General features: G+C 40.8%; 11 protein-coding genes. All 11 read left to right on the top strand.

The genetic code is table 11. The features are described from left to right. Positions 1-155: 155 nt before the first annotated feature. The 11 genes from Q0895_RS11625 (at position 156) to cmk (ending at position 14,381) form a co-directional block, all read left to right on the top strand. A complete protein-coding gene (locus tag Q0895_RS11625; protein WP_299189101.1) occupies positions 156-1,601 on the top strand; it encodes a glyceraldehyde-3-phosphate dehydrogenase in 1,446 nt (481 codons plus the stop codon). A 418-nt stretch (positions 1,602-2,019) separates the two neighbouring features. Then, positions 2,020-3,228, top strand: coding sequence for an Obg family GTPase CgtA (cgtA, locus tag Q0895_RS11620; RefSeq protein WP_299189098.1), 1,209 nt, complete (start codon positions 2,020-2,022; stop codon positions 3,226-3,228). A 162-nt stretch (positions 3,229-3,390) separates the two neighbouring features. Further along, positions 3,391-4,563 carry a glutamate 5-kinase gene (proB, locus tag Q0895_RS11615; protein WP_299189095.1) on the top strand — a complete coding sequence of 391 codons (1,173 nt, stop codon included), beginning with the start codon at positions 3,391-3,393 and terminating at the stop codon, positions 4,561-4,563. Between the two features lie 302 nt (positions 4,564-4,865). Continuing rightward, a complete protein-coding gene (gene hemE, locus Q0895_RS11610) occupies positions 4,866-6,002 on the top strand; it encodes a uroporphyrinogen decarboxylase (RefSeq protein ID WP_299189092.1) in 1,137 nt (378 codons plus the stop codon). A gap of 118 nt (positions 6,003-6,120) precedes the next feature. Continuing rightward, complete coding sequence (argC, locus tag Q0895_RS11605) at positions 6,121-7,188, top strand: N-acetyl-gamma-glutamyl-phosphate reductase (protein WP_299189090.1); 1,068 nt, start codon at positions 6,121-6,123, stop codon at positions 7,186-7,188. A 155-nt stretch (positions 7,189-7,343) separates the two neighbouring features. After that, positions 7,344-8,231 (top strand): hypothetical protein, encoded by an 888-nt coding sequence (locus tag Q0895_RS11600; RefSeq protein WP_299189088.1) that lies wholly within the window; start codon positions 7,344-7,346, stop codon positions 8,229-8,231. A gap of 141 nt (positions 8,232-8,372) precedes the next feature. Next, positions 8,373-8,786 carry an ATP-dependent Clp protease adaptor ClpS gene (locus tag Q0895_RS11595; protein WP_299189085.1) on the top strand — a complete coding sequence of 138 codons (414 nt, stop codon included), beginning with the start codon at positions 8,373-8,375 and terminating at the stop codon, positions 8,784-8,786. A 606-nt stretch (positions 8,787-9,392) separates the two neighbouring features. Next, entirely contained in the window at positions 9,393-11,966 is a 2,574-nt protein-coding gene (locus Q0895_RS11590; protein WP_299189084.1) for an AAA family ATPase, read from the top strand. Positions 11,967-12,130: 164 nt separating this feature from the next. Then, complete coding sequence (locus Q0895_RS11585; protein ID WP_299189083.1) at positions 12,131-12,868, top strand: uracil-DNA glycosylase; 738 nt, start codon at positions 12,131-12,133, stop codon at positions 12,866-12,868. Beyond that, positions 12,869-13,429 carry a tRNA adenosine(34) deaminase TadA gene (gene tadA, locus Q0895_RS11580; RefSeq protein ID WP_299189082.1) on the top strand — a complete coding sequence of 187 codons (561 nt, stop codon included), beginning with the start codon at positions 12,869-12,871 and terminating at the stop codon, positions 13,427-13,429. Positions 13,430-13,610: 181 nt separating this feature from the next. Next, positions 13,611-14,381, top strand: a complete 771-nt coding sequence (gene cmk, locus Q0895_RS11575; protein WP_299189080.1) for a (d)CMP kinase — start codon at positions 13,611-13,613, stop codon at positions 14,379-14,381. The last annotated feature ends 5 nt before the right edge of the window (positions 14,382-14,386 follow it).

Raw genomic sequence — 14,386 nt, 5'->3', positions numbered from 1 at the left:
TGACAAATACAGTCATAGAGCCTATAAACCTACTACAGAATACAATCATCAATAAGTAAGTATCAATATTCAACGTAGCGTTTCATTCAGTTTGCAAGTTTTTAGTACTTATATAGCTTTCTGTATCTTACAAACACATTTTACTGACCATAAGGATGTTCCTCGTGAGCCAAGCTAATACCTTACGCCAATTACATCAAGATCGTCTAAATAGTTACAACGATCAAGAACAACAAGCCATTGAGTTAATTGGACTGTTAAACAAACTCTATAATGAAAAAGACGTACAAGTTACTTTGTTCGGCGAGACACTTGATACGACTTCAGTTGGTCAAGTATTAGCGCTACATCAAAAAGCCGCTACTCGTGAGCAAAACGGTAAACCTATTGCTATTGCTGATACTTTAGAAATGGTTAAAGAATTGGCTTCTAGTAGCGATATTCAATCAGCACGTGTGGATGTTGGTCAATTGATCGCCAATGACACTGATTTGCAAGCGGCTTTACAAGAAGTTGGTGATGATAAATCTGCACAAAACGGTACTACTGACGTTGTGTTATATGGCTTTGGACGTATTGGACGTATTTTGACACGTTTATTGCTGTCGCAAGCATCTAGCAAAAAGGGTTTACAACTAAAAGCGATCGTAGTACGTCCAGCTGCTGCAGGGGACCTTGCCAAGCGTGCGTCGTTACTTGAGCGTGATTCAATTCATGGTAGCTTTACAGGCGGTGTAAGCGTTGACGATGATAACAATGGTATGGTTATCAATGGTCGTTTTGTACAAGTGATTTATGCCAATGACCCAAGTGAGATTGATTACACAGCTTATGGTATCGATAATGCGTTAGTAATTGATAATACAGGTATATGGAAAGATGAGGCAGGCCTAGGCAAACATTTACAGTCGCAAGGTGTAAATAAAGTACTATTAACTGCTCCTGCGGGCGGAGACATCAAAAACGTCGTTTATGGTGTCAATAACGACACTGTCGGTGAGGACACTATCGTTAGTGCTGCAAGTTGTACGACCAATGCTATTACGCCAACGTTAAAAGTATTAAACGATGAGTATGGTATTGAAAACGGTCATGTTGAAACGATTCATTCGTTTACTAATGATCAAAACTTAATTGATAATTATCATAAGTCTGATCGTCGTGGTCGTAGTGCAGTATTAAACATGGTGATTACTAGCACTGGCGCTGCTAAAGCGGTTGGCAAAGCATTACCAGAGCTGAGCGGTAAACTGACAGGTAACGCTATTCGTGTACCTACTCCTAATGTCAGTTTGGCAATTTTGAACTTAAATTTAAAACAAGCGCCACAAGATGCGGACGCATTAAATGATTTCTTGCGTAAGATGGCTAATAGTAGTACTTGGCAATCGCAAATCTCTTATACCGATTCGACAGAAGCTGTATCAACAGACTTCGTTGGTACGAAGCATGTCGGTATTGTTGATGCGCAAGCGACTATTGTCACCGATAATCATGCAACAGTCTACATCTGGTACGATAACGAAGTAGGTTATAGCACGCAAGTATTACGCTTGGCGACGCAAATGGGCGGTATTAGCTATACCCAAATTCCTGCATAGAACTTATCTGAAAATGTGTTTTTATTAAGCTACTTTGTTTGATACAGCTTATGAGTGCATTTTAAGCAGATTAGTATGTTTGCAATATAGAACAACACCCGATACTCCATTTGGTTATCGGGTGTTGTTGTTTGATAACATCCATAACGGTTCTACTGGTATAATGGCTGTAATAGTTATAAAAAACTTTTAATACCTTTATAATAAGATAACAAAAGCACTACTAATTAGTATCTGATTTGAATCTGTAGCCTGCTTGCTTTATGGTAAGCATATTTTACAAGTACTTAACTTATAACCGTTGGTTTAGTAATTGAATAATGATTAGCTGATAGTAGACTGGTTAAGTATAACGGTATCTTTAAGCACACATATAAAATCAGTCGATGACTGTAATCTGGAAAGTAAGGAACGTAAGATGCGATTTATTGATGAAGCCGTCGTAACGGTAAAGGCAGGTGACGGTGGTAACGGAATCGCCAGTTTCCGCCGAGAAAAATATGTACCACGTGGTGGCCCTGATGGCGGTGACGGGGGTAGCGGCGGTGATGTTTATGTTATCGCCGATGATAATACAAATACTCTAGTCGATTATCGTTATACGCGTCGCTATGACGCCAAACGCGGTGAGAATGGTCATAGTAAAAACTGTGCGGGTAAAGGCTCTGATGATGTATTCTTGCCAGTACCCATTGGTACTACCATCATTGATACCGAGACAGACGAAGTACTAGGCGACTTGGTTGAGATTGGCCAAAAACTATTGGTCGCCAAGGGTGGTGATGGAGGACTTGGCAATACTCACTTTAAAAGCTCTACCAATCAAGCGCCGCGCAAAGCAACCTCAGGTTTCGAAGGCGAGTTAAAGGTACTTAAGTTTGAGTTAAAAGTAGTGGCTGATGTAGGTCTGGTAGGATTGCCTAATGCTGGTAAATCTACTTTCATTCGTCAAGTCTCTGCTGCCAAACCTAAAGTTGCTGACTATCCATTTACGACGCTCGTTCCTAATTTAGGTGTGGTAGATATTGGTCGTCACCGCTCGTTCGTGATGGCTGATATTCCAGGTCTAATTGAAGGGGCGTCTGAAGGTGCTGGACTGGGTATTCGCTTTTTAAAGCATGTTGCTCGTACGCGTCGTCTATTACACTTGGTTGATGTAAAGCCAGTTGATGGTAGTGATCCAGTAGAGAACGCTCGTGTTATCTTAAATGAGCTGGAGCGCTTTTCACCTGAATTGGCCAATTTGCCTCAAATTTTAGTGTTAAATAAAATTGATCAAGTGGCTGAAGAAGACTTAAATGAGTTATGTACGCATATCGTAGCAGAGCTTGGCTGGACAGGTATTGTGTTTCGCACATCCACTTTGACAGGCGAAGGTGTTGATGCTGTCAAATATCATTTAATGAATGAAATTGAGCGTGAGCGCGAGCGTGAAATAGAAGATCCTATTTTTGCCGACGCACAAAAAGAGCGTTTTGAGCGTTTAGAAGAAGAAGTACGTTTAAATACAGAGGCGCAGCGTGAAGCTTATCGTGCGGCTCGCAAAGCTGAGCGTGAAGGTACCAATCTTGTAGATGATGACGACTTAGATGACGATGACGGTGTAGAGGTAGTCTATACCTCTTAGAATATATTAGCAGAAGATAACGGTAGTGTTTACTGATATTCTCTGCTAACGTTTATACAAATTTGATGTCATTGTTTATGAGGCTATATTAGGTCTTTGTACGACAAAATAGATCATCTATTATTATTTTTGAATCAACCCCCACAATTTACAGGAGTTTTTATGGCAGGTGACATAGACCAAACGACCGAAGAAGCAAGGTTTATCAAACAAGATCGTAATTTTGATATTCAGCGCGTTGTTGTCAAGATTGGCTCATCGTTATTAACCAATAATGGACGGGGGCTGGATCGAACTGCTATTTATGAGTGGGCCAAACAGATTGCTAAATTGCACAAGCAGGGCGTTGAGGTGCTATTGGTGTCGTCAGGCGCAGTTGCCGAAGGCGTGGTACGAATGAACCTTGATGAGCGTCCAAAAAAACTTGCCGCATTACAGGCTTGTGCTTCTATCGGACAGATGGGTTTGATTGAAACGTGGTGGTCAGCATTGATTCAACACGGAATACAAAGCTCTCAACTATTATTAACTCACGATGATTTGTCTAATCGTAGTCGTTATTTGAATACCACTGGCGCACTGACGCAGCTACTAGAGTGGAATGTGCTCCCGGTCATCAATGAGAATGATACCATCACGATTGATGAAATTAAGTTTGGTGACAATGATACCTTGGGTGCGATGTCAGCGGCTATGATTAATGCTGACTTATATATTATCTTGACTGATCAAGATGGAGTGTTTACCGATAATCCACGAGACAATCCTAATGCTAAAATGATACGTCAAGAGCGTGCAATGGCTGACTATCTTTTTGACATTGCAGGAGACGGTGGTAAGCTTGGCCGCGGCGGTATGCTGACCAAAATTCGCGCCGGTCGCCTTGCAGCAATGGGTGGTTGTCCAACTGTGATCGTTAGCGGTGCTATTGACAATGTCATCACTCGCGTGGTGTCTGGTGAAGCTGTCGGTACACTATTGACCACCAATGATGCTGATAAAATTATTGCACGTAAGCAGTGGTTAGCCGCGCATTTACGTATGTCAGGTACTTTGATCATTGATGCTGGTGCTGCTAAAGCACTGATAGAGAATAATAGAAGTTTATTACCAGTTGGGGTTGTAGAAGTACGCGGTGACTTTGATGAAGGAGATGTAGTAGAGATTGTTCATCAAGACACAGGCGAACGTTTAGCGGTAGGGCAGATGAACTTCTCTTCTAATGATGCACGCCGAGTGGCTCGAGAGCGTACTGAACAATTTGACAGAATCCTTGGTAATAAGGAAGAACGCGTAGTCATGGTGCATCGTGATAATTTAGCATTGTCTATGTGATATCATCTATTAAAGACAGCGAGTCTACGGTAGCATAAGTAATAGATACATAGCTGGTCTATGAATAGTGCTGACTATTGGTTAAGATTACTCAAATAAGTAGTCGTAAGTATCATTATTTTTTTAAACTAATGCCATAATAGATTCTATCTTTATGGCATTAACTATATGTATGTTTCATACCATATATACGCTTTGACCAAAATACAATTAGTTATAAGCTAACAGACCCTTCTTAATTTTTTTATTTTTAACCATGATAATTACAATAATGAATATTGTACTCTTTTGGAGACTTATGCATGAGTGCCTCAAATAATATGAATACAGTCCAGCAAGAATTTGCCCCTTTAAAAAATGATAGGCTAATACGGGCACTACGTTTTGAACCTATTGATACCACGCCTGTATGGATGATGCGCCAAGCTGGACGTTACTTACCAGAGTATAAGTCAACGCGTGCAGAAGCTGGAGATTTTATGAGCTTATGCAGAGACACTGACCGCGCGACTGAAGTCACCTTGCAACCGCTACGCCGTTATGATTTGGACGCTGCTATTTTGTTTAGTGATATCCTAACCATTCCAGATGCGATGGGTTTGGGCTTATATTTTGAGACTGGAGAAGGGCCAAAATTTAAACATCCTATTCGTAATCAAGCAGATCTTGATAGATTACCAAAACTTGATGTCAACGACTCTCTTGATTATGTTATGCGCGCTGTGACGAGCATTCGTAAAGCGTTGAACGGACAAGTGCCATTATTCGGTTTTTCTGGTAGCCCATGGACGCTTGCTACTTATATGATTGAAGGTGGCAGCTCAAAAGATTATCGCTATACAAAAGGGTTTTTATACAGCAATCCTGACTTTTTGCATCAGTTGTTAGACAAGTTAGCAGTTTCTGTGATTGACTATTTAGATGCGCAAGTTGTAGCTGGAGCGCAAATTTTACAGATATTCGACAGTTGGGGCGGAGCGCTTGGTCATCGTCAGTTTATTGATTTTTCTCATCAATATAACAAGCGTATTGTGGCAGAGCTCAAAATACGCCATCCCAACATTCCTGTGATTTTATTCACTAAAGGCGGTGGTCTCTGGCTTGATATTCAAGCTGACAGTGAAGCTGATGCCTTAGGGTTGGATTGGACGATGCCGCTCGATCGCGCGCGTCAAGTGTTGACTGAAAGCCAGCGTCATCTCACTAAAAAGCATAAAAAGCTCCAAGGTAGTAAAGCGATTCAAGGTAACTTAGATCCAGCTACTTTATATGGTTCACCAGAAACTATTCAGGCAGAAGTAAAAATGATGCTTGATGGTGCTTATGCTAGTGGAGATAAAACAGGCTACGTAGCAAACCTTGGACATGGTATTACTCAGTGGGTCAACCCAGATCGGGCCAAAGTGTTTATCGATGCTGTACATGATTATCAGATTTAAGCTCTGGTATATTTGAGTAGTAGATAACGCAAGTTTTGATCAAGCGTCAGTATTGTTATATAAACACTTTACAAATGTATGTAGTGCATCTAATGACTATTAAATAAAAGGACACCTTATGATTTCAGCAGCTATTGTCGGCGGTACCGGTTATACAGGTATTGAGCTTATTCGCTTATTATCAGCACATCCTAAGGTGTCTATTGACCTATTGACCTCAAGAAGTGAAGCAGGGACGCGTGCTGATGAGATATTCCCAAGCCTACGTGGTATATCGGACTTAGTCTTTAGTGATTTGGGCGATGAGACGCTGTCTGCTTTACAAAAATGTGATGTGGTGTTTTTTGCTACCCCGCATGGAGTGGCGATGAAGCAAGCAGCAGACTTGACTCAAGCAGGCGTGAAGGTTATTGATTTGGCGGCAGATTTTCGCTTACAGTCATTGGCAGATTTTGAGCAGTGGTACAAACAGCCCCATGCTTGTCCTGAACTGCTCAAGACGGCTGTTTACGGCCTACCTGAGCTAAATCGTGACAAGCTTGCAGAAGCTTCTATTGTAGGTAATCCTGGTTGTTATCCGACTACGGCTATTTTAGGATTGAAACCAATTATTGATAGGCAAAATAAACAAGCAGCGCGTTTGATTGAGCCGCATATCGTTATTGATGCCAAGTCTGGCGTCTCTGGTGCGGGCCGTCAAGCGAGTCTTGCGCTTAATTATGCTGAAACGACGGATAATTTTAAAGCTTACGGCATCGGAGGCCATCGTCATTTACCTGAGATTGAGCAGGGTATTGAGCAGCTATTAGACAGTCAATACTCACAGCAGGTACGTTTTTTACCACATTTAGTACCTATGATTCGCGGTATGTTTAGCTCTATTCATATGGCGCTCACAGAGGCAGGCACTGGTATCGACTGGCAGCAAGAGTTTGAAGCCAGCTATGCAAATGAGCCATTTATTGATGTCCTGCCACAGGGTATCTATCCTGATACACGTAGTGTGCGTGCGAGTAACCGTTTGCGTATCGCAATACATCAAAATAATGAACGCGGCGAGTTGACCGTCTTGGTGGTACAAGACAATCTTGTCAAAGGGGCAGCAGGACAAGCGGTGCAAAATATGAATGTGATGTTCGCGCTTGATGAAACATTAGGGTTAAACGTGGCACCAATCGTACCTTAAAGCCTGCTAATTAGAAGAGATATCTATATAGAATATAGTGCTGACTTATCACAGAAACTTTACTATTAAGTCATTACACTTACAGCGTCATGCTAGGTATTGACTTTAAATTCCGTTATAATATCTCGCCTTTACTGTTAAGAGATATCATCCAGATGCGTGTTAAGAATGCCTCCCGCTTGCGCTATCAGCCAGCTCAACCAGCGTGTCACGCGTCTGCATTTGTACATCGTCAGCCTGCAACTAATGTGTGGTTGCAGCCATTATCAAATAGGGATTATCGTATAAAATTTAATCAGCGTATTGGCAATAGTCAACGAGGTGCATCGACATTGCTGCTAGCGTTATTTGTGGTAGCGATACTAGTGACGGCGATAATAGCCATATTACTTGGGCATAAGCTTGGCTATCAACGTGGTTATTATGCGCTAAAGACAGAAACTGAACAGGCAACGATCAATAGTAAAGAGGCTACTAACGAGCTCAAAGACTTACGCATTAGTCATAAGGTGCTGACCAACCAAGTAGCCACGGCCAAGCAAGAGCTGACCATCAGTCTGGCAAATTTAGATGACCTGCGTCAAAAGCAAGAGGCTTTGAAGACTGATAACAGACAAATCTCACAGTTGAACGATTTGTATGCAGATTTTATCGCCGAACAAGGAGGCATGCCATTACAGGTATTGGGTGCCAAAATTGATCCATTACCCGAAAATGCTTTTGAATATGGTTTTGATGTAGGGATGCTCAGCGAGGATGGCCTTGCTAAAAGTTTAAAGGTGACGTTAACGCTACAAAACAAAGATAACTTTGTAGAAGTTCCTTTAGACCCTGCTCGTTATGTTATTGAGGGCATTGTTCATATTCGTGGTCGATTTGTGATGCCTAGTGGGTTTAAACCTTTACAAGTTAAGCTCAGTTTAGAAGCAGGTGACGAAAAAGTCGAACAACTATACGATTGGAAGCTCGGTGATATGGTAGATAGTATGCCTTTGTCATTAATGGACCTGCCTGAAGTTGATCAAAGTCCCATTGAGCCATAAATAGTATAAGTGCGATAGTCCTTACCGCGTCCTCATAACTTTGAGCAGACTGTACACAGAATTTATATCAATTAATCCTATTTTAAAGAGTTATTAATTTACTATTTATTTTTATCAAATTTTATTGAAACCATTCTTATTATGACCATAAAACAAGTAATAAAGCATCCTAAACCTACGGTGGCTGATTGGCATTTCCCTAATAAGCCAGCTGATCATCGTGCTCAAGATGATGATACCGACAACGAAACAACGCCTCAGGCGGATGTGTTAGTTGCAGAACCTGAAGTAGCGAAGCCACCTATGTATGCTGTGGTTATGTATAACGACAACTATACGCCAATGGAGTTTGTCGTGTACATTTTGCAGTCAGAGTTTCGCCATAGTATCGATACAGCAGTTGAAATTATGCTGACTATTCATAACAGTAGTAAGGGTATTGCTGGGATTTATCCTAAAGATATCGCTGAAACTAAGGCTAAGAAGGTAAATAGTCTGGCTCATCGTGAGGGCTACCCGTTACTGACCCAGATTGAACCTTATCAAGGTGAATAGGGTAATCCGTCCTATTCACTTATAGACTGGCTTATCGGCCAATATTACACCTACCTCCATACCCAATTTACTTCTCCTTATCTTGATTTTAGTCACACATAACCTTATATAGGTATTATCTCTAAATATCACCGCTTTATTTACATATATCATTTTACATCAATTATAGTCATCCTCATTCATTTACATATTGGCTTAGTTCTTTAAAGTACTAAGATTTTTCTGTCTGCTAGTTTTCACACAAAACCTTAAACCTAAATTAAATAAGCCTTTCACCAGAATCAACTTGTAACGTACTTTTATTCAGAATGACAGGAGTATCAAGGGTAAGATTAGATGAAGAAGTTGTGTTTTTCTGAATTTAATGACATGTAGCAACCATACTCTTTGATACATTTTAGTACGTGTTAATAGATTGACTATATATAGCGATCGTGTTGTGATAAAGGTGAGTAGGAGCGAGGCTAAATACGCTTATAATCATATCGTAGCCGTTACCTTTTAATAACCGTTGTGTTTTAACCTTGAACAATCCTTTTGCTGCCCTGATTTACCAATTAAGCTATTAAATTATTATAAAGAGTTGTATAACCGTAGGAATTTCTTATGTTAAGTCGTCACCTTGAAGTCTCTTTGCGTTTAGCAATGACGCTTGCGCGCCAAAAGTCGCATGAGTATCTCACTGTTGAACATCTGTTGTTAGCGCTTCTTGAGAATACTCATGCTGCTAATACCTTAACTGCTTGCAATGCTAATATTTCAAATCTACGTACTGAGCTTGAAGCTTATATTGATAAGCATACGCCAACGATAGATGGGGATATGGAGCAATCTCCACAGCCTACTCAAAGCTTTGATCGTATTTTGCAGCGTGCTATTTTTCATGTGCAATCTATCGGTGGGGGTCGGTTGGTTGAAGGCTCTGATATTTTGGTATCTATGTTCTCTGAGCATGATACATATGCGGTATATTTGCTCAAAAAGCAGGGAATTAGCCGCTTAGAGCTTACTCAGTATCTATCGCACGGACAAGATAAGGATGAGCCGTCTGAATCGCGTGCTTCTATTAGTGGCGAACGCCGTAGCGCCTCAGAAAAAACCAGTAAAGACCCATTGGTAGAGTTTGCAAGTAACCTAAACCAGCGTGCTGCAGAAGGTAAAACTGACCCACTGATAGGCCGCGGTCCTGAGATTGAGCGTACTGCACAAGTGCTGTGTCGTCGCCGCAAAAATAATCCGTTATTGGTCGGTGAGCCAGGTGTTGGTAAAACTTCTATCGCTGAAGGTTTGGCATGGCTAATTATCAATGGTAAAGCTCCAAAACCTTTAAATGGTTGTGTGATCTATAGCCTTGATATTGGTGCACTGATAGCAGGTACTAAGTATCGCGGTGACTTTGAAAAGCGTATGAAGTCATTGCTTGATGCTCTCAAGAAAAAACCTAATGCGATTTTATTTATTGACGAGATTCATATGATTATTGGCGCAGGTTCGTCAATGAGTAGCAATATGGATGTGTCAAATTTGATCAAACCAGCATTGGCAAACGGTGAGTTACGTTGTGTTGGTTCGACTACCTTTACTGAGTATCGTCAAGTGTTTGAAAAAGATCATGCCTTGTCACGCCGCTTTCAAAAGATTGATGTAAAAGAGCCAAGTGTGGAAGATAGCATTGACATTTTACGCGGTCTTAAACCACGTTATGAAGAGTTTCACAATGTTGAGTATACGGATGAAGCGTTAGTGACAGCTGTAGAGCTATCTTCTAAACATATTCATGAGCGTTTTTTACCGGATAAAGCGATTGATGTCATCGACGAAGCTGGTGCATATAAGCGCTTAGGAATTATTCCTGACACGGATGATATCAATGCAGAAAACAGTCTGATTGCGGATCTAGAAAAAGATGTCAGTAAAAAAGACTACGAAGGGATCAATACAGAAAAAGCCGATATTGATAATGAAATGCAAGATGAAGCGGCAGCCGCTAAAGCAGATGATCAGTCGAAGACGATAGATGACTTGCAAACGATCAATAATCAAAAGCCATCGATAAAAATTGACGTCGCTGATATTGAAGCTATTATTGCCAAGCTTGCCCGTATTCCACCCAAGTCAGTCTCAAGTGATGATAAGAGTATTCTTGAACACTTAGATCGTGATCTTAAGCATTTAGTGTTTGGACAAGATGAAGCTATTGCTACGCTTTCTGATGCCATTAAGCTGTCTCGAGCAGGACTAAAAGCTCCAGAAAAACCGATTGGCTCATTTATGTTTGCAGGGCCTACAGGGGTTGGTAAGACAGAAGTGTCACGCCAGTTAGCAAGTCTATTAGGCGTAGAGTTAGTACGTTTTGATATGTCTGAATATATGGAAGCACATACTGCATCACGTCTGATTGGGGCACCGCCAGGTTATGTCGGTTATGATCAAGGTGGTCTGCTGACCGAAAAAATCAATCAGCATCCACATTGTGTGCTGCTTTTAGATGAGATCGAAAAAGCGCACCCCGATGTCTTCAACTTGCTCTTACAAGTTATGGATCACGGTACATTGACTGATAATAACGGTCGTGTGGCGAGCTTTAAGCAAGTTATTATCATTATGACGACCAATGTGGGGGCAGATAGTATTAGCCGCTCATCGATGGGCTTTACCCAGCAAGATCATAGTCGTGATAATACTGAAGCGCTAAAACGAGTCTTTACGCCTGAATTTCGTAACCGTTTAGATGCGATTATTCAGTTCAATCCACTGGATACTTCAGTCGTCATCTCAGTTGTCGATAAGTTCTTGGTAGAGCTACAAGTACAGCTTGATGATAAACAGGTTACTTTAGAGATTGATGATGAGGTACGCGATTATCTGGCCGAAAAAGGTTATGATCGTCTAATGGGCGCGCGTCCAATGCAGCGCTTAATACAAGATGAGATCAAAAAGCCATTAGCAAATATGATTTTATTCGGAGATTTGGTAAATGGCGGAGTGGTGCACATATCTTTAGAGCCAGAACATAATGATGAGTTAGATAATACTTCTGAACATGTTTCACTTAATAAGGATGAGACTACATCAAGTACTAGCATGCAAAGTGATAAAGGTTCAGCAGATAGCCGTATTATTTTGACTGTGGTTGAAACTCACGAGCCCCATTCAGACTCCGAGTCATTAGCAAGCTAATCATGTCATTCTTTGAATAAAAACGGTTACTTCGGTAGCCGTTTTTTTATGATATTCAATTATGCTATTGCTATACTTTATAACAAAGTTGGCATAACATTTTGCTAGTATGGTAAGTGGTATACTTTTTAAACTAATTAATAATAAATAGTAAAGGACTTATTATGGAATTGTTCAATGAGCAGACAACAAAAACTCCAGAACAAAAACAAGCGATTTTGGACAATGTGCGTTTGCCAGAAGACTGGAAAACGGCACTAGCGGATGAATTAACCTCTGAGAATATGGACAATCTACGGGCTTTTTTAAAAGAATCTTACCAGTCAAACGATAGCATTTACCCGCCAGCACAACTGATGTTTAATGCTTTTAATCTAACGCCTTTATCGCAAGTGAAAGTCGTTATCTTGGGTCAAGACCCTTACCATCGTCCAGGGCAGGCAATGGGATTATCATTTTCTGTGCCTAAAGCGATTCCAAAGCCTCCTTCATTGAATAACTTGCTTAAAGAGATGGCTGATGATATTGGTACCAAACCCCCAGCGCATGGTGATTTGACCTATTGGGCACAGCAAGGAGTACTATTATTAAATAGCTCTTTAACGGTCAAAGAAGGTGAACCAAACAGCCATCAAAATAAAGGCTGGGAGCAGTTTACCGATACGGTTATTGACGTAGTTAATGAACAAACAGAACATACAGTATTTATCTTATGGGGCAGTAAAGCACAGAAGAAAGGTAAGTATATCAATACTGACAAACATCTTATCTTAACCGCTGTTCATCCATCCCCGCTTGCTGCCAATCGTGGCGGTTTTTTTGGTTCTAAGCCGTTTTCTAAGACCAATGACTATTTAAAACAATATGGAAAAACGCCAATTGACTGGCAATTACCACAATAAATGCAAAATACACAAAATATAAGCTTAATGCCATATCAATCCTTAAACATTCAAGACAGTACGTTTTGGTCAGCCCAAGATGTTAGATGGATGCAAAAAGCTCTCATGCTTGCACGTCAGGGCGCTGAGTGTGGAGAAGTGCCAGTTGGTGCGTTATTGGTACATGACCATCAAATTATTGGTCAAGGGTTTAATGAGCCGATCGGACGCCATGATGCGACAGCGCATGCTGAGATTGTCGCATTAAGAGATGCCTGTACGCGCTTGAAAAACTATCGCTTACCACTTGAGACTACTTTATACGTGACTTTAGAACCTTGTACAATGTGTATTGGGGCTCTGATACATGCACGAGTCGATAGACTGATATATGCTGCAAATGAGCCGCGCGCTGGTATGGTTGGTAGTCAAATGAATCTACCTATACAGAGCTTTTATAACCACAACATAAAGATATATAGTGGTTTGTGTAGCGTCCATAGTAGTGAGATGCTCAAAAGCTTTTTTCGTGAACGTCGAAAAAGTATGAAGAAGCATAAAAATAGGGCTTTTAGTAAATAATATGGCTAATAGATAAGATATAAGTCTTGATACTAGTGATAACGTGGTTTGTTTGCTATAATATTGCCCTATTTGATTGCTAATCAATTAATTGGTTTATTAAACACCTGAGAAATAAACTGTAATATCAAGTAAGTATATGAAGCATTGTCTCCATGATACCTGTGATTAAGTGAGTGTTATGACTGTCTCTACACCTGATGACTCTTTACTTAATAGTGAGGATAATGGTACAACGAGTTTTAAGCGTTATCCTGTTATTTGTATTGATGGGCCAAGTGGTGCAGGCAAGGGCACGGTTACATGGCGATTAGCACAGAGTCTTGGTTATCAGCTATTAGATTCAGGCGCGTTATATCGTATCGTAGGACTAAAAGCATTTGAAGCTGGATTGGTTAGTGCAGATGCTAAACAACCTATCGATGAAGTAGCGCTACTGCAATTAACTCAAGGCTTAGATATTGTTTTTGTGCCCAATAATGAGTCAGGTCGGGTCGATATTTTGGTCAATGATGAAGCTGTCGGTGAGCAAGTCCGTAACGAAACCGTCGGAGGTTATGCCTCTCAGATAGCGATATTCCCTAAAGTTCGTCAAGCATTACTTAAGCTACAACAAAATATGGCTAAGCGTTCAGGGTTAGTCGCTGATGGTCGTGATATGGGGACAGTAGTGTTTCCTGATGCTGATGTGAAAGTTTTTTTGACGGCGAGTGCTACAGCCCGAGCTGAGCGCCGCGTAGCTCAGTTGTTGAATGCTGGTCAAACAGCAGATTTCGAAGCTATTTTGAATACAATTAAAGCTCGTGATGAACGTGATGAAAACCGAACCACAGCACCGTCAAAACCTGCTAAAGACGCATTGGTATTAGATAGCTCAATGTTGGATGCTGATACGGTTTATGAATTAGTCAAAAAACAATGCCAAGATAAAGGTATTTATTTTAATAGTTAATAAAA

Origin of the sequence: uncultured Psychrobacter sp., assembly GCF_947495825.1 — a bacterium.
GTDB lineage: Bacteria > Pseudomonadota > Gammaproteobacteria > Pseudomonadales > Moraxellaceae > Psychrobacter.
Note: the sequence above shows the minus strand (reverse complement) of the source record. Positions and strands in the feature narration are given on the sequence as shown.